We start from the raw sequence: 20,634 nt of genomic DNA on the forward strand, positions 1-20,634 counted from the left end.
CCTTTACGAGCTCCCGACTTCACTGGGGTCGACGTGGACCGTAAATTGGATAATGAGCACAAAAATGCGGACAACGTCACCGCGCTTGAAATAGGTCTGCTCCAGGGTTAGGGATCAAGGAGGCCTCCATCCACAAAGATGTTCTGATGTTTCCATTTTCCGTCGCGGACCCGATCCGACATTCCAGCGCCCTGCCAAAAACCTCGGAGGTGGTGATCATTGGCGGAGGGATCATTGGTGTCAGTACAGCGATCTTCCTTGCGGCCCGCAACATTCAGGTGACTTTGCTGGAAAAAGGACGTGTCGCTGCGGAACAATCGTCGCGAAACTGGGGATGGATACGAAAACAGGGAAGAGACGCTGACGAACTGCCGATAGTGATCGAGGCATGCCGTTTGTGGCAGCAGCTCGCGGAAGAGTGCGGTGAAGACATTGGTCTGAGGCAGACAGGGGTTACGTATCTTGCAAGGTCCGAAAAGGACATGACGGGGTTCGCTGACTTCATGAAGATCGCCACCGCCCATGAGATCGATACCCGTCTTGTCGACGGGGCGCAGGTCTCCTCCATGATCAAAGGCATGGCACGCAGATTTTCCGGAGCGATGACGACGCCGTCTGATATGCGGGCGGAGCCTTGGCTGGCCGTTCCAGCTCTTGCGCGGCTTGCTGCCCGTCGGGGCGTCACAATCATTGAAGGCTGCGCCGCCCGAACCCTTGATATCGCTGCGAGCCGGGTTGTGGGCGTGTGGACCGAGCGCGGAAAGATCGAAACCTCGAACGTCCTGGTGGCCGGAGGTGCATGGTCCTCGCTGTTCTTAAACAAGCATGGCGTTTCCATTCCTCAGCTCAGCGTCAGGGCCACGGTCGCAGCAACAGGACCGTTGCCCGAGTTTCATGCCGGCGCGGCCGTCGATGACGATATCGCGTTCAGGCGTCGGCAGGATGGTGGATACACGCTGGCTCCTGGCAGGAGCAATCTTCTTTATGTCGGCCCCGATGCATTCCGACACGCCAAGAAATATCTTCCGGCCCTGATGGCCCATCCTCTGGGAACTCGTTATCTCCTTGCCGCTCCCTCGGGATTCCCTGATGGTTGGTCGACCCCCCGCGACTGGACACCAGATGAGACAAGCCCTTTCGAGCAGATGCGGGTGCTTAATCCAGCTCCTGGCCGTTCCGATCTGGCTGCGATCCTGCGCGGCTTTAAAAATCTGTTTCCGCAGTTCGAAAACCTTCGGCTGGAAACGACATGGGCGGGGATGATCGACGCCATGCCAGACGCGGTCCCGGTTGTTGATCGGGTCGAACCGATTGGCGGCCTATTCGTGGCAACAGGGATGAGTGGCCACGGTTTCGGCATCGGGCTGGGGATTGGCCGCATTATGTCCGACATGATCCGTGGAAACGACATCGGCCATGATCTGCATCGTTTCCGCCTGTCCCGCTTCGCGGACGGTAGCCCTATTCGAATGGGCCCTGCTATCTGACAAATCCCGCGTTGGACCGCGACCGCTGTGGAGCGAGATAGGTAATTAAAGGTCAGCCTTATTGCATTCCACGAACTATCAGAACAACTCCGCCTGGTCGACGAGTTCGCCTTCTTTGGTGTGACGACGGCCGATCCATGAGGCTCTCTGGACGCCACCTTGAGAGTAGATCCGGAAGTTGGGCAGATTCATTGGCCTCCTCCCATTGCGCCGTCATCCAGATGTCAGTCTCTTCCTTGGTCGCGACAGGGCCGACGCGGCCTTGTCGTGAATGGGTTTGACGAGGTTGTTCGGATCAGTGCTCAAAAAGCCGCTGAGATCGTCGCTCCATCCTTGATCTTTCGCACGGGCGCCCATTGCGGAACGTGGATACCGGCAAAGAACATCAGCGGCATGTCCTCGTGGGGCGTAAGCCAGGGATTCGGCACATTGCCTCTATCCTCCTGGTTGCCGGATCGGGAGCGGTGAGGCTGGCGACGGGCACAAGACAGCAGTTTTCGACACTGAACCAGCGCTTCCAGTGAGGAAGCTTGAGTGTTGAATTCCGTCATGATTTGAGCCGCTTTCTGCTTGGTGTTGATTTTCACCGAGAACTGACCCGGCATTGGAGTGAACCCTTCGGGCTGAACCACGAGAGACGAAAAACTGGTACACTCTGTGAGCCTCAATCGGAGAAGGCTCATGAAATCCCGAGGTCCATAGTCATGCCGGCGTCGCTCCAGACTCCATGGATATTGCAATTTTCCTGTCGGTTTCGAATGGCTGGTGGGATCTTAACGGCGGTCATTCTTCAAAGCCGGCTCACAACCCTGCAAACGATCCGTGCACCAATGCCGGGAACCACTACCCCGTACCGACTTGACGTCAACCTCCATTCTCTCCAAAGATCAAATCGATCTTGGGCAGGCGATAGTGTCCGGGTTCATGTCGGAATCATCGTCCGGCATTAGTGGAATGCGCACCCAACGGCAGACCGCTATTTCCCCTCTTGCGTCGGCGACCGAACCACCGTCGCGCGTCGGTTTCAGAAGGCTTCGTGAATGGCAAATTACGTGTTCCTCAACTCATCTGAGCGGCCTCGTATGCCGTCGGGTGAAGCCGGCGAGTGGCAGCAGTTCTGGCGTGATGGCAGCAGCGAGCTGGAAGCCAAAAACGGGATTCCACTGTTATGGTGGTGCTTGTTCGGTGAAGCCGATATTGCCCGTGCCCGGATCATCGACAATTTTGACATCGATGATCCGGATGGAGAGCGTGAGGACTTCAAGGCGGAATCGGGCTATTCCGAGGACACGACCTATCCTTATCTGGTGACGAGCCGTGAGCAGGCGCTGATCCGGCTGACCCGGCGGCGCGAACCGGTGGTCAGGGGTATCGGTGAGACATACGCTCCCATCTATGACGGCTTTGTCGAGTTGATAGCGCGCGATTTTGGACCCTTTATCCTTGTCAGGACGGCTGGCCTTCCCGATCCTGGGGATGCAGAGGTCGGGCTACGAGAAACCGCCGGCTCCATGGATCGTCTTGAGGATGGTCCAGGGCCGATTTTCGAGAGCATGGTGGCAGATTTCAAAAGGTGGCAAAATTCCGACCCGATCTGGCTGCTTAGCGGAGCGGGTGCGGATGCCTGGCCAACGCCTGCGCTTGCCTCGGCATTCCCAAGCGGTCGGAAGCCAGGGCGGGGTGCGTCGGATGCTTCCACCTCTGACAGCAATGCCGTAAGGAATCCCGCTCGTTCCAAGACGCTGCCCAAGTTCGTCGTGGAATGGATAGGGCCTTTGTTTGTGGGCGGATGCACCGTCATCGTTTATCTATGGATGCGGTCGATTGCGCTAGGCGCATTCGCCTTCGCGGTATCAGTGGCCTTGTTTGTCTTGTTGGTCACGAAGTTCAATCGTTAGTTCAGGAGCCTTCTGCTGAAGAGGAGCCAAAGACACGCTCAAAGATCAATCTTGGTCCAGCTGTGTTTCATGTCTCCGATCGGCTATGGCTGTCATGACACAATGCGTCTTCCCGTGCTCCTCTCATCAGGAAATTCCAACTGCGTTTTCGTCGATATGGATTTGGGCGGCCGATCTTTTATCTTACCAGTTTGTCCTTATTTGAAATTGCTTCAAGGGTGTTTTCTTCAGCTCGGAAGGGGAGGTTGTGCATCTGATCGCCCAGCAGCTCTTCGATTTGGCGAACGATCTTTCCGGTCTTGCCGATTGCGATGAAACCTTCAAGCAACCTCCCGGCCGCGGTGACGAATTAGCCGAAGACAGCTTTCGGCTCAAAGCCGACATTCCCTTGCCAACTCGCCTCTGAGCACCGATCAGGCTGCCCATTTGGCGCCGCTGGCGCTGATCTCATTTTGTGGGTTGAGACCGTGCGGTTAGTTTATTTCCATCCGGATCGCGAAGATAAGCGACGAAGGACCCGTTCGGACGCTCTGCGGGTGGGCTCTCGATCGCTGTGCCACCGTGCCTGGTACCGGCCTCATGCCAAGCTAAAACATGGTCCTGGCTTTCGGCGGCGATACCGATCGTTCCACCGTTGGCGACTGTCGCCGGCTTACCGTCGATCGGTTTCGTGATCATCAGGCGACCGCCCTCGTGGACGTAGATCAGCCTGCCTCTCGCATCCATCTCGCCGGGCTTGCCTCCTAATGCCATGAACGTGGCGTCGTAGAAGGCTCTGGCGCGATCCAAGTCGTTGCTGCCGATCATGACGTGGGTGAACATGCTTCATCTCCTGTAGGACGCCTGATGGCCCGATCTTGATGGGCCCAATCTGGCGGGTGGGTCAGCCCTGCCGCTTGTTTTACCGGACTTTTGCGGCATTTGCAGAATAGGACGTTTTGCACCAGCCGCAATGTCCGGTTGTTGATTTCCACCCGAATTTGTCCCCTGTTTGCATTTCGAAGTTGCCCAAGGTTCTGTGTGATTTGTGAAACCTTTCAGGGCTATACGACCGAGAAGTTGGGTTAGCGCGAAACGGAAAAATGGGTCAAATCGTTGCGCAACTTAACACCGATAGCTTTCCCGACAATTTTCTCAGAGTGACCCGCCCCATGGTTCGAAGCCGTATCGAAGAAGCGAAGACCGAGATCGGCGGCACGATGAATGGCGCGGATCGACTCGCCGTCGTCGACCTCTCCCCAGCCCAGTGGCACATCGCCTGCGTAAAACGGTCCGCAACGGCATACCGTTCTTCGAACGAAATGCGCCAACCGGTTCGACCCACCACGCCATATTTTTCAATAGGATATGACTGTCAATCTCACGATTGCAATGGTAAGGAAGCTTTACGAATGGCTTCTTGGCTCCGGGTGTCTTTTGATCACTACACAGCAACAGATCGGAATTGATGCGCCGCCGCTGACGGAGAGTGCGCGGGCGGTGCTGCGGACGATTGCGGGTACGGGGCCTGCCACCAGACCCCAATTGAGCGCCGCGCTGATGTTCTCCAAACCAACCATGTCGGCAGCCGTCAGCGAACTCGAGCGCCACGATCTTGTTGCTCCGGCAGGCGTCAATCGCGGATCGGTCGGCCGAACATCGATCACTTACGGGCTCGGTCCAAAGGCCGGCTTTGTCGTTGGCATCGATTGCGGCACGACCCATATCAACGCGATTGCCCGCGGCCTTGACGGGACGACGCTGGCAACAGCGGGAAAACAACTGGTCGACAAATCCGCTGCCGAACGGTTCCTGCTGATCGAGGACGTCGTCGAACAGCTGCTGTTGCAGTTCGAAGCTCGAGCGACGCCGCTCCGCGCCCTGGTCATCGCACTTCCCAATATCATTTCTGCGTCACTGGAGAGGATGTTTGGCCGCGAGACACTGCTTCCCATTCTGGAACGGCTGCAGTCCAGTTATCGTGCGCCGGTACTCCTCGAGAACAACGTTAATTGTGCAGCCCTTGCCGAATATCACGAGGGAGCGGCAAAGCAGCATTCGTTTGCGATCTACATGCAGATCGGTGTGAAGACCGGCATGGGTATCGTCCTTGATGGACGCCTCTTCCGCGGCTTCAGGGGCGGCGCAGGCGAGATCGGTCATCTGCCGTTTCCCTGGTCCGAGCAGGAGCGGCCAAAGTGGCAGCAGGTGGAAACCTATATGGGGTCAGCCGCATTGCTGGAACGTGCTGCAGCAAGTTGGCGCCCCGAAGAAGGCAAGCCGCCGGAAAGTACCAGCGATCTCTTTGCTCGCGTCGAGCAATCCCCAACCGCGCGCGCCATTGTCGAGCAGCATGCCCGCGATGTCGGAAACCTGGCTGCGGCCTGCGTGAGCGTGCTCGATCCGCAATTGATCGTGCTTGGCGGCGGCGTTGGGCAAAATCCACAACTGCTGCCGGGTGTCAGAGATGTCGTCAAAGAATTATGCTGGCCGGTGGAAGTGGTCAGCGGCCAACTGTCAAACCAGGCAACGGTTCTCGGCGCCGTGCGTCTCGCCATCGATTTTGCCATGGCCAGGTTGCTGGGAGAGGAAGGAAAGCCTGCCTTCCTCTATCCTGGGACGCTGACAGTGGATCAGATCAGCCTTTGAAGAAACTCAGATGTCACGCTTGGTATCGGTCTGGCGGTAACGAAATTCGCAGATCGGCAGACCTGCGTCTTCCGACAGTGTTGCAATGAGCAATTGCGCCGGAATGGCCTGCAGGATTGCGTCACCAATCCCGTCCGAGAAGGCCGGAACGTGAATGACCACCAGATTGTCTGCATCGGCGACATCGGCATGTGAGGTCACCAAAACCGAGGGGATGCCAAAGCCGGCGAGATCCTGCGCCAGCTTGACCTCTCGCCCGTTGCCGAATAGCAGCACGCCGCTATCCCGGTCGTTCGGCTCCATCGGTCCATGCAGGAAGTTGAGCGTATCCCAGTCCTGGGCCGCCACGCGTGCTGCCTCGCGGATGAGAAGTGCTGCGTAGCCGGCCGTGCCGAAAGCAACGCCTGCTCCGACACAGTCGATGGATTTCTTGGCCGCGAGAAGCCTGGCGCCCTTGTCCGCCTGGGCGCGCGTCGTCTTCAAGACAGCCCCGGCGCGAGCCGATATCTCGGTCCAGTTCGTTGTGGAGGGACGTCCAGCTCTGTCGGCAATTAACGCCGCTGTGAGCAGTGAGCCAAGATAGCTTGTTGTGTTCGGACCGCTGTCGGCGCCGCTATCGGTCGCGACCATATGTTTGACGACGCGGGAAATCGGCGTGCCATCCGCCTTGGCGATGCCATAGGAGTGCGCGTTGGGGCGAAGCTCCATGGCCCGGGCGGGCTCTTCGCTGCGGCCTGATGCCGAAAAGGCGATATAGGCACTCCCGGCGTCGATGGACGGATCATAAAGATCGGTGCCTGGCAAGGCAAAGGCCCGGATACCCTGCGCGCGCATTTGTGCAGCAGCCGCGACAGCCGCATAGAGGCTTGCGCCGATCCCGAGGAGGACCGTCGGACCAATGCTTACGGGCTTGAGGTCGAGCATTTCCAGCCGCTTCGAAACGGCGTCGAAGCAGGCTTGCAGGGCGGCTGGCTGAAGCGCGATCGCTTCGCGATAAGGCACTCTTTCTGTCATGATCATTCCCGTATGTTTGCAAGGAAGCAGCGGCCGGTGATGTCACGGCCGCCGCTGATCTGCCGGATATCAATCCAGCTTCATGTAGTCGGCAAAGCGCGCCGCATCATTGATGGTGACCTTGTCGAGCTTGTTGTCGCCGAGCCCCCATTTTTCGAAGATCTTGGCGTAGGAGCCGTCGTCGATCATCGACTGCATGGTGGCCGAGAGGGCATCGCGCAGTTGCGGACTCTCCTTGCCGACGAGCATCGCCTGATAGCCGACGGCATATTGAGTGCCACTGACGAGTGCGAGTTTCTTGTTACCTTCGGGCTGGTGTTGAAGGCTGTAGGCTGCAACGCCTGTCGTATCCATTGAGAGATCGACGCGCCCACTCTGAAGCGCGATCTTGATCTGATCGTTCGCGGGGAACTGCATGACATTGAGCGGCTTGTCGGCCGGGCAGAGCGTCTTTTGCTTGTCGAGAAGCTGAAGCGGGATCGAACCTTGAACCGCGCCGGCATTCAAACCGCAGGCATCCTTCAGTTTATGCACGCCCTTCGGATTGCCTTCGAGCACGATGATGCTGGTGCCCTCGAGCATATAATTGACGACATCGACGATCTTTTCACGCTCGGCAAAATCGCCGAACGCCGACATGCCCATATCAAAGCGGCCGGCCTGGATGCCTGGAATGATGCTGGCGAATTGAGCCGGGACGTCGGTAAACTTCACGCCGAGGCGAGTGCCCATCTCGTCGCGCAGCTCACGTTCCAGACCGATGATCGTCTTGTTGTCTTCGCCGTAGAAATCGTAGGGCGGCGTTTGCGGTTCCGTGCCGACCTTGATTTCGCCTGCCGACTTGATCTTTTCGGGCAGCATGTCGTGCAGCTTTTGATCGACGCCGGCCGCCCAGGCCGTTGAGCTCGCAAGCAATGCCGCCGCAGCGAGTATGATTGTCAGATTTGTCTTCCCTGTCATTGCTATTCCCCTTTTTTCCTCATGCACGTGAAGGACGTGCGGCCTTGTTCCGGTGCCTGCCTTTTCGGTCAGTGCATCCGCCTCAAGAAAGCCTGGGTCCTTTCTTGTTTGGGGTTGTCGAGAACTTCGCGCGCCGGGCCATCCTCTACCACCACGCCCTGATCCATGAAGACGATCCGATCGGCGACTTCGCGGGCAAAGGAGAGTTCGTGGGTCACCACGATCATCGTCATTCCATCCGCCGCAAGCTTGCGCATGACGTTCAGGACTTCGCCGACGAGTTCGGGATCAAGTGCGGAGGTCGGCTCGTCGAAGAGCATGAGCTTCGGGTTCATTGCCAGTGCCCGGGCAATCGCCACGCGCTGCTGCTGGCCTCCGGAGAGCTGATAGGGATAGGCGCCCTCGCGTCCTTCGAGATCCACCATCTTCAAGAGCCCGCGGGCGTGGGCGAACGCGTCCTCGCGGGATTTGCCGCGATTGAGGATCGGCGGCTGCGAGATGTTTGTGAGCACGTCCTGGTGAGCAAAGAGGTTGAAGCGTTGGAACACCATGCCGATGTCACGGCGCTGGGCGGCAAGCTCCTTGCCGCTCATTTCATGGAGCGCGCCGCCGCGTTCGTGATAGCCGATCAGCCGTCCATCGACGAGAATTCGGCCGCTCGTCATCCGCTCCAGATGATTGATGCATCTAAGAAAGGTCGACTTGCCGCTTCCCGAGGGGCCGAGCAGGCAGACGACCTCGCCTTTGTTGACCGAGAGATTGATGCCTTTGAGCACCTCGAGCGAGCCGAACGATTTGAGAACATCGATTGCCTCGACGATGGGCTGGGCTGCCGGCCGACTATCTGGAGCGTTCATCCGTTTCTCCCTTCGGCGCGCATCAGGCGAAGGGCGCTTTGCAACAGACCAGATGCTTGATTGGTGGATTTCCCGAGCCGTTGCTCGATGACGAACTGGATGGCTGAGGCGATCGTCGTCATCACGAGGTACCAGATGCTTGCCACGATCAGCAGTTCGATGATCAGGAAATTCCTGGCGTAAATGTTCTGCGCGCGCGTCAGCAGATCCTGGGCTGCAACCACCGAGACGAGCGAAGTCGTCTTCAACATCGAGATCGTCTGATTGCCGATCGGCGGGATGATGACGCGAAGCGCTTGCGGGAAAATGATGCGAAGCATGGCTTGGGTCGGCGTGTAGCCGAGCGCCTTGGCAGCCTCATTCTGCCCATTGTCGACCGCCATCAGCCCGCCGCGCATGATCTCGGCCATATAGGCCGCCTCGTTGAGGCTGAGGGCGAGGAGCGCGGCAACGAAAGCGGTGATGATCACGTTCATGTCGATGTGGATCGCGCCGACATCGATACTGGGTATGAACAGCTGGATATTGAACCAGAAAATGATCTGCACCAGCAACGGCGTACCGCGAAAGAACCAGATGTAGAGACTGGCAAAGCCGGCGAGAATCGGATTTGGCGACAGCCGCAGCATTGCAAGGATCGCGCCGGCGATGATGCTGATGATCATCGACAAGACGGTAAAGAGGATCGTCAGCCGGATCCCGTCGAGGATCGTTTCGTCGAAAATATATTGGGGTATGGCCGACCAGCTGATGTGGCGGCTGGTGCCGACCATGAATAGGAGCAGGGCGACGAGGGCAATCAGCAGCGCTGCAGCCGCGCGTTGCCCCCAGTTTCGTGCCGGAATGACTTTCTGGGAGGTCATGCCACTCTCCAATCGCCGGGGCTTTTCAAAGTGCCGTCGATGTGCGGCAGCGGTAGGGTTTCCGGCAGGTCGCCCACGCGGAGCTTACGCGCCAATACGATTGCCCCCATGATGGGGTGCCCGTGCAGCAAGGTCAGAGTTAAATCCGGCAGGCGGTCCGCTAGCGCGGATTGAAATGCAGCAAGAAGACGCGGTTGTCGGGCAATGACACCGCCCCCGGTCACGACATCGCCACGCGGAGCACCACGTCGAACCAATTGCTCGGTCAGCACCGCAAGCGACTTGCCCGCGTCCCCAATGACCTTCTGTGCGAGCCTTGAACCCATTTCGGCAGCGTCGAAGACAAGCGGAGCAAACCGGCCAATGCCGGCAGCAGAGCCGATTGCGCCCAGCGCCCGACCGAGTTCGATCGGCGAGGGGACGGCGAGAGCCTCCAGGAGGTTGCGACCGAGCGGGTCGAGGGCCTCCCCTTGATCGAGCGCAAAACGCACTGTCCTTGCTGCCTCGCGCACAAGCCCGCTGGCACTGCCTTCGTCGCCCAGATACCAGCCCCAACCACCCGAAGCGATCATTCCTCGCAACGCATCGCGCGAGACAGCGATCGACCCGGTCCCGCTAATGACCGAGATGCCGCTGACTTTGCCCGCCGCAGGCAGGAGGAGTTCGGAATCGTTGAGAACCAGTACCGTGCCGCGCAAGTGAGATGACAGCCTTGCTTGCAGGGCCAACCGATCCTCGTCGCTGTCGCAGCCGTGCGCACCGACGACAATGGTCGCCGGCGTCATTCCGGCAGTCGCGATGAGCAGCGAGACGAGTGTCCTCACATCCGCATCGTGATCGATGCGCCCCCGCCATTCGGCCGTCTTTACGACCGCCTCGCCGACGGTATTGCCGTTCAGTTCGGCAATGATCTGCGTTTTGGTGCCGCCAATATCTATTCCAGCAATCATGCGCTCGCTTCCATTTGTTAGGTAACTTACCTAATTATTTAGCGTGCGCAAGCGCTATTTTGGAACGTCGCCGCCCCGCCGAGAACGGTGCGTCGAGCGCGTGGGCTTTGTGAACCACCGCGCTGCCAGGCCGCAGCTTACATTGACGCTCTGGATCATCGCTTCATGGGTTGAATGGAGACGGGCACGTCCTTGATGGGCCGCCGCTTGCGGCTGTGGCGGCGCTGCAAGCGGCGGCCCACACCGATTTATAGGCTGATGAAGCCATTCAGCCGTTATAGCTAAAGCAGGTGGTGCATCTGATCGTCGAGCAGCTCTTCGATCATCAGCTGTCTGTGGGGATGCGGATAACCGGAACAATTGGCGCTTCTTTGCGCTCATCCATGTATGCAGGTGTGGCAAGACGTATATCTCGCCAAAGATAACGTTGACGTCGCGCTGCCATTCAATTGCAAGCCACGCGTTCAGCGCTGCCGTCGAGCTCGCGTGTTAATCGTGATGCTCTGGCAGCGCCTTCAACTGATCTTTGGTCCATGATGTCACGCCATGGATCTGGCCGCTCTCGTCACGCATGAAGTCGAGATCGGTCACTCGAACCGACACCGGCTTTGCACCGATACCAAGGAAGCCGCCAACGTCGATCACGACGCTGCTGCCACCGCCAGCTCCATGCACGTGATCAACCGATCCGATCTTATGGTCGTCGGTTCCATAGATGGATGCGCCCTCCAGATTGGCTTGTGTGAGTTCATCCTCGGTCAGTCGTATGTGATTGCTATGATCCATCAGTCGTTCCTCCTTCTTTGCTCATGGGAACGAACGGCCATCCGGGAAGTTTGTTCCCAAATTGTAAGCGGCCAGGGAACAAGTCCCAGAGCAGACCATTTCGGGGATTTCTCCAGCCAAATCACCGGCAGCAAGCTGTGCAACGACGAATGGGAGGGGGTGTGGGCGAGACAAAGGCGCCCGGATGAAAATCCAAGGACCGCGAATCTATAATTGTAATGAAACAATATAAATATTGACATGATACATTACCTCTCCCACGCTGCTGCCTTGAGCGTCCAATGCGGGAGAAGCTGAAGATCGTGGTGATAGCTGTCGCTTTAATTGCAAGATATCGGTCGGCGGCATGACCAGGCCAGTGACCCTGCACGAAATCGAGGTCGCGCAGAAGCAGATTTCTGCTCATGTGCTGCGAACGCCGCTTCGGGCCTCGTTGGCCTTATCTGAGCGTGCGGGTGTTGCGGTATATCTCAAGCTGGAAAACCATCAAAGGACCGGCAGCTTCAAGCTGCGCGGTGCCACGAACGCTATCCTGCGCCTGGACCAGGGCAGGCGCTCGCGAGGGCTGATAACGGCGTCCACCGGCAATCATGGCAGGGCCGTCGCCTATGCCGCGAAGGCGTTGGGTGCACGGGCGATGATTTGCATGTCGACACTGGTTCCCGCCAACAAGGTCGAGGCGATCAGACACCTCGGCGCAGAGATTCACACCGCTGGCCGTTCACAGGACGATGCCATGCTTGAGGCCGAACACCTGGTCCGCCAGAAGGGCATGTACTTCGTGCCGCCCTTCGACGATGCCGCTGTAATCGCCGGCCAGGGAACGCTCGGATTGGAGATTGCAAGCGACTTGCCGGAGACGGCTGTCGTCCTGGTGCCTTTGTCCGGTGGTGGGCTTGCATCGGGCGTAGCGGCCGCGATCAAGGGCCGCCGATCTTCGGCAAGGATTGTCGGCGTTTCGATGGAGCGGGGAGCGGCGATGGCGGCAAGCCTAGCGGCGGGCGTGCCGACCAATGTCCAGGAAGTTGAAACACTGGCGGATTCGCTCGGCGGCGGCATTGGCTTGGACAACCGCCTGACCTTCCAGATGTGCCGCGACCTTCTCGACGATGTCATCCTGCTTGGCGAGGAGGAGATTGCGGCGGGCATTCACCACGCAGCCAGAATTGAGGGTGAGACCGTCGAAGGGGCGGGCGCAGTCGGAATAGCGGCCTTACTCGCACGCAAAGTCAAAGCTGATGGCCCGCTCGTTGTCGTTGTGTCCGGCGGCAATATTGATCCTGTTGCCCATCGCGCAATCGTCGATGGGTACCAGAGCGGAGAGGCGCGATGACCCGTGTGCGGATCCTCACGGAAACTGATCTTCGCAAAATTGTCCTGCTCGACGGAGATGCCGTCGATTGCGTTGAACAGGCGTTTGCGTCGCTCGCGACAAAAGCGGTGAAAATGCCACCGATCATGCGGCTGGATATCCCTGCCCATTGCGGCGAGGTCGATGTGAAGACGGCTTATGTCCCCGATCTCGACAGTTTCGCGATCAAGGTGAGTCCTGGTTTCTTCAACAATCCGTCACTTGGCCTGCCCAGCACCAATGGATTGATGATGCTGTTGTCGGCGCACACGGGCCTCGTCGAGGCGCTGTTGCTCGACAACGGCTATCTGACGGACGTGCGCACCGCAGCCGCCGGCGCCGTGGCCGCGCGACACCTATCTCGACCGGATGCCCGGGTTGCTGCAATTTTGGGTGCCGGCATGCAAGCCCGCCTGCAGTTACGTGCCCTTACGCTCGTGCGGCCGATCGAGACCGCCCGGATCTGGGCGCGGGATCTGGCAAAAGCAGAAAAGCTCGCTGGGGAACTGACGGCGGAGCTCGGATTTCCCGTAACGGCGAAAGCGGAGGCCGAACGAGCCTGCCGTGGTGCCGATATCATCGTGACCACGACGCCTTCGCCCGAGCCGATCGTTGACGCCGCCTGGTTGGAGCCCGGCCAGCACATCACCGCCATGGGCTCCGATGCTGAGCATAAGAACGAGATCGATCCGGGTGCGATCGTCAAAGCCGCACCCTATGTCGCCGACAGTCTGGAGCAGACACGCCGGCTTGGTGAACTTCATCATGCGATCGCCGCCGGACTTGCGACTGACAGTACCGACTTTCCGGAACTTGGCGCCATTATCGTCGGCAAGGCGGCTGGTCGCCGATCTCGTGAGGCGATCACCCTTTGCGATTTGACCGGAACCGGTGTGCAGGACACCGCCATTGCCACGCTTGCGTATCGCCGCGCCGTCTCAGCCGGCGCGGGGCAGGCAATTGAAACAGCGAAAGCATCAGGAGACCCAGCGTGAGCGAACCGATCCTCAATTTCACCCGCGCCGAATATGCCGAACGGCTCACCAGGACGCGCCGCGCCATGGAAAAGGCCGGTGTCGATCTCGTTATCGTCACCGATCCTTCCAATATGCATTGGCTGACCGGGTATGATGGCTGGTCTTTCTATGTGCATCAATGCGTGGTGGTGCCTGGGTCTGGCGAACCGATCTGGTTCGGTCGTGGTCAGGATGCCAATGGCGCCAAACGAACGGCCTATCTCGCCCACGACAACATCGTCGGCTATCCGGATCACTACGTTCAATCCAATGAGCGTCATCCGATGGACCTGCTGTCCAAGCTGATCGAAGAGCGCGGTTGGTCGAACGCCTCGATCGCCGTCGAAATGGACAATTACTGGTTCACCGCCGCAGCCTATGCCTCGCTCGTCAAGCACTTGCCGAATGCGCACTTCAAGGATGCGCAAGGGCTGGTGAACTGGCAGCGCGCCGTCAAGAGTGCAACTGAACTCGACTATATGCGCAAGGCCGGACGCATCGTAGAGGCCATGCACCGACGGATCGTCGAAAAGGTGGAGCCCGGTATTCGCAAGTCCGATCTCGTCGCGGAAATCTACGACGCCGGCATCCGCGGCGTTGACGGCTTCGGCGGCGACTACGCTGCCATCGTGCCTCTTTTGCCGTCTGGGGCGGATGCATCTGCTCCGCATCTGACCTGGGACGATAAGACGATGAAGACCGGCGAAGGCACCTTCTTCGAAATCGCCGGCTGTTATCGCCGCTATCATTGCCCACTGTCGCGAACGGTCTTCCTCGGCAAGCCAACACAAGCTTTTCTGGATGCGGAAAAGGCGACGCTCGAGGGCATGGAGGCCGGTCTTGCTGCCGCCAAGCCCGGCAATGTCTGCGAGGATATTGCCAACGCCTTCTTCGCAGTCCTGAAGAAATACGGGATCGTCAAGGATAACCGCACGGGCTATTCGATCGGTCTGTCTTATCCGCCCGACTGGGGCGAGCGGACCATGAGCCTTCGCGCCGGTGATCGCAACGAGCTGCGCCCGGGCATGACATTTCACTTTATGACGGGCCTCTGGCTTGAAACCATGGGCATGGAGATTACGGAAAGCATTGTCATCACTGAAAGCGGGGTCGAGTGCCTTTCCAGTGTTCCGCGCCAACTTGTGGTGAAGTGACGGTCGAGATGAACAGCATGACGATTGTCAAACGACCATCTCCCGTAACTCCGACCGTCGATTTCGATCGTGACGGCATACAGCATGGCCATCTACGCTTGCCCTGGTCTCGAGATGATTCCGCATGGGGTTCGATCATGATCCCCGTTTGCGTCATCAAAAGCGGCGAAGGGCCGACTGCGCTTTTGACCGGCGCCAATCATGGCGATGAATATGAAGGGCCGGTTGCGCTCTTCGATCTCGCCCGGACGCTGAAGGCGGACGAGGTCAAGGGTAGGATCATCATCGTTCCGGCGATGAACTATCCCGCCTTTCAGGCGGCGACGCGCACTTCACCGATAGACAAGGGCAATCTCAACCGGAGTTTCCCCGGTCGACCCGATGGCAGCGTGACCGAGAAGATAGCGGATTACTTCACGCGCTACCTGCTGCCGCTCGCTGACATCGTGCTCGATTTTCATTCGGGTGGTCGTACTCTTGATTTCCTGCCCTACGCCGCAGCGCATGCTCTGCCGGACAAGCGACAGGAGAAAGCCTGCTTCGATGGCGTGGCCGCATTCTCGGCCCCCTATTCCATGCGCATGATCGAGATCGATGCCGCCGGCATGTACGACACGGCAGCGGAAGAGATGGGCAAGGTCTTTGTGACGACCGAACTTTCGGGCGGTGGAACCATATCAGCGCGTACGGCTTCCATTGCCAGGCGCGGCGTCCTGAACGTGCTGAAGCATACGGGAATCGTTGCCGGTTTGCCAGAAATCGAGGCGACGCAATGGCTCGATATGCCGTCGTCGGATTGTTTTGTTTTTGCCGAGGCTGATGGGCTTTTCGAGCCGCTGAGGGATCTTGGCGACCAGGTTGCGGCCGGCGAGATCATTGCCCGGATTCACCCGATCGGCCGCACCGGGTCTGCGCCTTTTGATTATCGGGCAGCGCTGGATGGTCTTCTTGCCGCGCGTCATTTTCCCGGCCTCATCAAGACCGGCGATTGTCTGGCCGTCGTTGCGATTTTGACGGAAGGCCCCTGAATTGCCGCGCCGCGGCAACGCGGCGCGGATCGCAACCGTTGCGGCAAAGATCCGGAATACCGGACAGCCGATTACGGAATTCAACCACAGAGGAGTGAACCATGAGATCGAATTTTTACCGCAGTGTAGCCGCCGTAGGTCTTGCCATTGGCCTTTCCGCATCCGCCCATGCCGCCAGTCTCGAGCAGATCAAAAAAGATGGCTATATCCGCGGCGCCAGCGCCAATGAGGTTCCCTACAGCTTCATGGACGAGAGTGGTGCTGCCAAGGGTATCGGCCCCGACGTCGCTGCGGCTGTCTTGAAGTCGATGGGTGTCAAGGAAGTCGAATGGACTGTGACGCCATTCGGATCGTTAATCCCCGGCCTGAAGGCCAGGCGCTTCGATTTCGTGGCCGCCGAACAGAATATTCTGCCGGAACGCTGCAAGCAGGTGCAGTTCACCACGCCGAACTCGAGCTACGGCGAGGGACTGCTGGTGCCGAAGGGCAATCCGAAAAACCTGCACTCCTATGAGGACATCAAGAAGGATCCGTCGCTCAAGATCGCGATCGTATCGGGCGCCGATCAACTCGACTTCTTCCATGGTCTTGGCATTCCGGACTCGCAAATCGTCATGATCCAGGCGAATGCGGATGCGCTGTCCACGATCCAGACCGGCCGTGCCGACGCCTATGCCGCAACCGAATTGACCGTAGCCAAGCTTGTCCAGGGCAGCACGAATGTCGAGCATGCAGAGCCTTTCACCGATCCGGTCATCAACGGAAAGTCCGCCAGGAGCTATGGCGGCTTTGATTTCCGACCTGAGGACAAGGAACTTTATAAGGCGTTCAACACCGCTCTTGAGGCCTTCAAGAAGACGGATGACTATAAGAAGATCCTGATGTCCTATGGTCTCAGCGCCGAAAGCGTAGAGGCGGCACGCACGAAGAGCACCGAAGACCTTTGCGCGGGCAAGTAACGCTAAGGATGATAGACACGAACGCCGTGGCGGCCAGGCCGCCGCGGCCTTCAGCCCCTCCCATTCCGGAATGGAGGTGATCAGAACATGAGCTGGACACACTATCTGCCGGCATTGCTGAAGGGCGCGGAGGTGACGGCGCTTATAGCCATCGCCTCGACGTTACTCGGTGCAGGTTTTGCTTTTGCGGCCGGCCTTGCGCGTTTTGCGGGCGGACGGCTGCTATCCTGGATCGCGATCGTTTATATCGAGATCTTTCGCGGTACGTCGCTGCTGGTGCAGCTTTTCTGGCTTTACTACGCGTTGCCGCTGATCGGGATTTCCTTCGATCCCATCACGACCGGTATTGCCGGTCTGGCCCTGAATATTGGCGCATATGGCGCCGAAGTCGTGCGCGGTGCGTTGCAGTCCGTTCCCGATTCACAGCACGAGGCGGCGCGCGCGCTGAACTTCAAGCAAGGGCAGACGCTCTTTCGCATCGTCCTGCCGCAGGCCGTCGTCGAGATGATGCCGGCCTTTGGCAATCTCGCCGTCCAGAACCTCAAAGATACCGCTCTGGTATCGTTGATTTCCATCAGCGACTTGACGTTTCAGGCACAGCAATTGCGCAACATTACGCTGGACAGTGTCACCATCTATTCACTGACGCTCATTGGGTATTTCATCATGGCACTCATTCTGGTTGCCTTCATGCGCTGGCTGGAGACGATCTTTCGTCGCGGTGCCGCGTTCCCAGGGAGGGCGCCTGCATGATGTATGGCTTCACCTGGGATACATCGACAACGTTGTCTTTCGCATGGTCGATCCTGCCCATTCTCGGCATTGGGCTGATCGTAACGCTGGAGGCCGCCGCCGTCGGCTTTGCGATTGCTCTCATTCTTGGCCTGGTCTTCGCCCTGTTGCGGCGAAGCCGTTTCCTCGTAATCTCATGGCCGACGGCGTTCGTCATCGAATTCCTCCGCGATACGCCGCTGCTCGTCCAGCTCTTCTTTCTCTACTATGTACTGCCGATTTACGGCATCGTCCTGCCCGCCTTCCTCACCGGCGCGCTGGCGCTCGGCCTGCAATACTCAGCCTATACGTCGGAGGTCTATCGCGGCGGTCTGGATGCGGTGCCGCGTGGGCAATGGGAAGCCGCAACAGCACTCAATCTCGGTCGCGGCCGCACCTACTGGGACATCATCATCCCGCAGGCGATTCCGCGCATCGTGCCTGCCATGGGCAACTATCTCGTCTCCATGTTGAAGGAAACGCCTGTCCTGTCCGTCGTCACAGTGGTTGACATGCTCAATCTTGCCAATCTCATTGGTGACCGGACATTCGAATATCTGGTGCCGCTTTCCCTTGTCGGCTTGATCTTTCTCATCCTCACGCTCGTCTGCTCGGCAGCCATCCATTGGCTCGAAAAGACGTTGCCGAAAAACGGAATTGCGCTGCGATGACCCAACCATTGATCCGCTTTCAAGACGTGACCAAGCGCTATGGTCACCTCACCGTGCTTGATAATTTCAGTTTCGATGTTGCGCCCGGCGAGAAGGTGACGTTGATCGGCCCTTCCGGTTCGGGAAAATCGACTGTTCTGCGTATCCTGATGACGTTGGAACCTTTCCAGGAGGGAGCCTTGCACTTAGCGGGCATGTCCTACCACCAGGACAACGGCAAAGGACGGTTCCTGGCGAGCGAAGCCCATCTGCGCCAGATCCGCACCCATGTCGGCATGGTATTTCAGAGCTTCAATCTGTTTCCGCACATGACCGTGCTGCGCAATGTCGTTGAGGCGCCTATTCGCGTGCTTGGGCTGGGGCGGGCTGAAGCCGAGTGCCGCGCCGTCGATCTGCTGCGCATGGTCGGTCTTTCGGAAAAGAAAGATCAGTATCCCAGCCAGCTTTCAGGAGGCCAACAGCAACGCGTCGCAATCGCCCGCGCCCTCGCCATGCGCCCGCGCGTCCTGTTGTTCGATGAGCCGACGTCGGCGCTTGATCCACAGCTTGTCGGCGAAGTGCTCGGTGTCATCCGTGATCTCGCGCATGAGCACGATCTGACGATGCTGCTCGTAACCCACGAGATGCGCTTTGCCCGCGAAGTATCCGATCGCGTCTGCTTCTTCGACAAGGGGCGTATCTGCGAACAAGGCAAGCCGGAAGAGATTTTCAGCGCGCCAAGGCAAGAGCGAACCAAGGAGTTTCTCGGCTCGATCCTGTGACGGGCGCAGGCATCGAACCAATCCCGTATTGCTGGCCTAAACGATCGAGCCGACGTCGAAGACGGGTGGCAGCTGCTCGAAGGTGCTGCGAACGGTTTCGAGCGCCGAGCGAAGTGCGGAGTGAGACAGGCGTCCGCCGAGACAGATGCGGATGCCGCCGACCGGGCGCTCTCCGCCCGCAACAAACGGATCGGATGGCGTGACCGCGACGCCTTTTCGGGCAAGCGCACGCACAAGACCCTCTTCCGTCCAACGATCGGGAACGGATAGCCATGCGCAAAGTGAAAGAGGATGGCTGCCGGCAACGAACGGTGCCATCACGTCCGATACGATCGCCTGGCGTGCTTCCGCCTCGCTTCGTTGGACGGCAACCAGAGTGTTGGCGGTTCCATCCAGAACCCAACGGGAGGCCATTTCGGCCACGACGTTTGTAGCGCTCCATCCGGTAACGCGGAGGATCGATGCTGCACGGATGGAATAGTGCGCCGGCACGACGAGATAGCCGATGCGCAGACCCGTCATGACCGACTTGGTGAAACTGGTCACGAAGAAGCCGAGTTCGGGGATGAGATCCGGCATGGAGGGGAGGGGATCGCGCAGCATCGGTTTGTAGACTTCGTCCTCGATGACGAAGATGCCGTGCCGACGCGCTATTCCTGCGATCGCACGACGGCGCTCCACCCCCATTACGTGACTGGTGGGATTGCCGAGCGAGGAAACGATGACGAGCGCCGTCACATCTCCGATGGCGCAGGCAGCCTCGAAAGCCTCGGGGAGAATACCTTCGTGATCTGTCGCCAGGCCGCGCAGGGTAAAGCCCAGAACATTGGCAAGGCCGATGATACCGTGATCGGTCAGGTTCTCTGTCAAAACGACTTCACCGGGACGCACGACCGATGCGACGGCCAGAAACAGGCCATGGGCGGCGCCGTTGGTGATGAGGATCCGATCGGGATCGGCTTTGACCGAAAGACCGTCGAGCCAGACTTGTGCTGCCGAGCGATGGGCATCAAGTCCGGCAATCGGCCGGCAGGGGCGCATGAAGCTGCTATTGTCGCTCTCGGCCAGAGCTTGCATCAACTCGCGGGCCGAGCGCTCATGCGCCTCGGTATAAACGGCCCGGATGATGGAAAGATCTGCGCTGCCACTTGGATCGCGATCGAGCATGAAGCTGTCGGCGCGTTCCGTAACGCGGCTGCGCACGAAGGTCCCGCGTCCAACTTCGCCGCGCAAATAGCCACGGCGCTCGGCCTCCTTGTAGCTGAGGCTCACGGTCTGGACCGAGATCTCCAGCGCATGGGCAAGATCGCGATGGGTCGGCATCTGCGCGTGAACCGGCAAAATTCCCTCATCGATGTCGGCAATGATCTTGTCCGTGAGCAGCTTGTGCTTGGTTACGCCCTTGCGATGCTGAAGGACGGGTCTCCAGGCGCCATTGTCCTGGTCTTTTGAATCATGACGATACATGGATTGATCCGGT

20 protein-coding genes and 2 pseudogenes are annotated in these 20,634 nt (G+C 58.9%); 11 read left to right on the forward strand and 11 right to left on the reverse strand.

All coding sequences use genetic code 11. The features are described from left to right. Window positions 1–146 precede the first annotated feature (146 nt). Window positions 147–1,487: an FAD-binding oxidoreductase gene (locus tag BSK43_RS15325; RefSeq protein WP_077472317.1), complete on the forward strand. Its 1,341-nt coding sequence runs from the start codon at window positions 147–149 to the stop codon at window positions 1,485–1,487. Window positions 1,488–1,565: 78 nt separating this feature from the next. On the opposite strand, the pseudogene BSK43_RS36125 reads toward BSK43_RS15325, so the two are convergent. Beyond that, window positions 1,566–2,049, reverse strand: a pseudogene (locus BSK43_RS36125) (SOS response-associated peptidase); the annotation flags it as partial. 478 nt (window positions 2,050–2,527) lie between these two features. Here BSK43_RS36125 and BSK43_RS15335 point away from each other — a divergent pair. Further along, complete coding sequence (locus BSK43_RS15335) at window positions 2,528–3,385, forward strand: hypothetical protein (protein WP_136686969.1); 858 nt, start codon at window positions 2,528–2,530, stop codon at window positions 3,383–3,385. Window positions 3,386–3,563: 178 nt separating this feature from the next. Here the strand turns inward: BSK43_RS15335 and BSK43_RS35405 are convergent, their stop codons facing one another. From BSK43_RS35405 to BSK43_RS15345, 3 genes and pseudogenes are all read right to left on the reverse strand, one after another. After that, a complete protein-coding gene (locus tag BSK43_RS35405; protein ID WP_205910616.1) occupies window positions 3,564–3,713 on the reverse strand; it encodes a hypothetical protein in 150 nt (49 codons plus the stop codon). 119 nt (window positions 3,714–3,832) lie between these two features. Then, the gene (locus BSK43_RS15340) at window positions 3,833–4,207 is read right to left on the reverse strand and encodes a VOC family protein (RefSeq protein ID WP_077472315.1); all 375 of its coding nucleotides are present in this window, start codon (window positions 4,205–4,207) and stop codon (window positions 3,833–3,835) included. 287 nt (window positions 4,208–4,494) lie between these two features. Further along, window positions 4,495–4,659: pseudogene (locus BSK43_RS15345) on the reverse strand (aldo/keto reductase); the annotation flags it as partial. 142 nt (window positions 4,660–4,801) lie between these two features. Here BSK43_RS15345 and BSK43_RS15350 point away from each other — a divergent pair. Beyond that, window positions 4,802–6,013: an ROK family transcriptional regulator gene (locus BSK43_RS15350; protein WP_169055405.1), complete on the forward strand. Its 1,212-nt coding sequence runs from the start codon at window positions 4,802–4,804 to the stop codon at window positions 6,011–6,013. Window positions 6,014–6,019: 6 nt separating this feature from the next. Here the strand turns inward: BSK43_RS15350 and BSK43_RS15355 are convergent, their stop codons facing one another. The 6 genes from BSK43_RS15355 to BSK43_RS15380 form a co-directional block, all read right to left on the reverse strand. After that, entirely contained in the window at window positions 6,020–7,027 is a 1,008-nt protein-coding gene (locus tag BSK43_RS15355; RefSeq protein ID WP_077472357.1) for a phosphosugar isomerase, read from the reverse strand. Window positions 7,028–7,096: 69 nt separating this feature from the next. Then, a complete protein-coding gene (locus tag BSK43_RS15360) occupies window positions 7,097–7,987 on the reverse strand; it encodes an ABC transporter substrate-binding protein (RefSeq protein WP_068396457.1) in 891 nt (296 codons plus the stop codon). 68 nt (window positions 7,988–8,055) lie between these two features. Continuing rightward, window positions 8,056–8,844 (reverse strand): amino acid ABC transporter ATP-binding protein, encoded by a 789-nt coding sequence (locus tag BSK43_RS15365; RefSeq protein WP_077472313.1) that lies wholly within the window; start codon window positions 8,842–8,844, stop codon window positions 8,056–8,058. Then, entirely contained in the window at window positions 8,841–9,707 is an 867-nt protein-coding gene (locus BSK43_RS15370; RefSeq protein ID WP_077472312.1) for an amino acid ABC transporter permease, read from the reverse strand. Before BSK43_RS15370 ends, BSK43_RS15365 begins: the two co-directional genes overlap by 4 nt. After that, the gene (locus tag BSK43_RS15375; RefSeq protein ID WP_068396466.1) at window positions 9,704–10,657 is read right to left on the reverse strand and encodes a BadF/BadG/BcrA/BcrD ATPase family protein; all 954 of its coding nucleotides are present in this window, start codon (window positions 10,655–10,657) and stop codon (window positions 9,704–9,706) included. The genes BSK43_RS15370 and BSK43_RS15375 overlap by 4 nt, the downstream gene beginning before the upstream one ends. 489 nt (window positions 10,658–11,146) lie before the next feature. Continuing rightward, complete coding sequence (locus tag BSK43_RS15380; RefSeq protein ID WP_068396469.1) at window positions 11,147–11,443, reverse strand: PRC-barrel domain-containing protein; 297 nt, start codon at window positions 11,441–11,443, stop codon at window positions 11,147–11,149. Window positions 11,444–11,789: 346 nt separating this feature from the next. Between BSK43_RS15380 and eutB the strand changes: the two genes are divergently transcribed. The 8 genes from eutB (at window position 11,790) to ehuA (ending at window position 19,154) form a co-directional block, all read left to right on the forward strand. Further along, window positions 11,790–12,776, forward strand: coding sequence for a hydroxyectoine utilization dehydratase EutB (eutB, locus tag BSK43_RS15385; protein ID WP_077472311.1), 987 nt, complete (start codon window positions 11,790–11,792; stop codon window positions 12,774–12,776). Then, complete coding sequence (eutC, locus tag BSK43_RS15390) at window positions 12,773–13,789, forward strand: ectoine utilization protein EutC (protein ID WP_077472310.1); 1,017 nt, start codon at window positions 12,773–12,775, stop codon at window positions 13,787–13,789. Before eutB ends, eutC begins: the two co-directional genes overlap by 4 nt. Continuing rightward, window positions 13,786–14,964: an ectoine hydrolase DoeA gene (gene doeA / locus BSK43_RS15395; protein WP_077472309.1), complete on the forward strand. Its 1,179-nt coding sequence runs from the start codon at window positions 13,786–13,788 to the stop codon at window positions 14,962–14,964. Before eutC ends, doeA begins: the two co-directional genes overlap by 4 nt. Window positions 14,965–14,972: 8 nt before the next feature. Beyond that, complete coding sequence (doeB, locus tag BSK43_RS15400) at window positions 14,973–15,992, forward strand: N(2)-acetyl-L-2,4-diaminobutanoate deacetylase DoeB (protein ID WP_077472308.1); 1,020 nt, start codon at window positions 14,973–14,975, stop codon at window positions 15,990–15,992. A gap of 101 nt (window positions 15,993–16,093) precedes the next feature. After that, window positions 16,094–16,951 carry an ectoine/hydroxyectoine ABC transporter substrate-binding protein EhuB gene (ehuB, locus tag BSK43_RS15405; RefSeq protein WP_068396481.1) on the forward strand — a complete coding sequence of 286 codons (858 nt, stop codon included), beginning with the start codon at window positions 16,094–16,096 and terminating at the stop codon, window positions 16,949–16,951. 87 nt (window positions 16,952–17,038) lie between these two features. Further along, the gene (gene ehuC / locus BSK43_RS15410; protein WP_077472307.1) at window positions 17,039–17,704 is read left to right on the forward strand and encodes an ectoine/hydroxyectoine ABC transporter permease subunit EhuC; all 666 of its coding nucleotides are present in this window, start codon (window positions 17,039–17,041) and stop codon (window positions 17,702–17,704) included. Beyond that, window positions 17,701–18,393, forward strand: coding sequence for an ectoine/hydroxyectoine ABC transporter permease subunit EhuD (ehuD, locus tag BSK43_RS15415; protein ID WP_077472306.1), 693 nt, complete (start codon window positions 17,701–17,703; stop codon window positions 18,391–18,393). Before ehuC ends, ehuD begins: the two co-directional genes overlap by 4 nt. Then, a complete protein-coding gene (gene ehuA, locus BSK43_RS15420; protein WP_068396490.1) occupies window positions 18,390–19,154 on the forward strand; it encodes an ectoine/hydroxyectoine ABC transporter ATP-binding protein EhuA in 765 nt (254 codons plus the stop codon). Before ehuD ends, ehuA begins: the two co-directional genes overlap by 4 nt. Window positions 19,155–19,190: 36 nt before the next feature. Here the strand turns inward: ehuA and BSK43_RS15425 are convergent, their stop codons facing one another. Next, window positions 19,191–20,621 carry a PLP-dependent aminotransferase family protein gene (locus BSK43_RS15425; RefSeq protein ID WP_077472305.1) on the reverse strand — a complete coding sequence of 477 codons (1,431 nt, stop codon included), beginning with the start codon at window positions 20,619–20,621 and terminating at the stop codon, window positions 19,191–19,193. Window positions 20,622–20,634: the final 13 nt, after the last annotated feature.

It is taken from the genome of Rhizobium sp. P44RR-XXIV (assembly GCF_001999485.2).
In the GTDB taxonomy this organism is placed as follows: Bacteria; Pseudomonadota; Alphaproteobacteria; order Rhizobiales; family Rhizobiaceae; genus Rhizobium.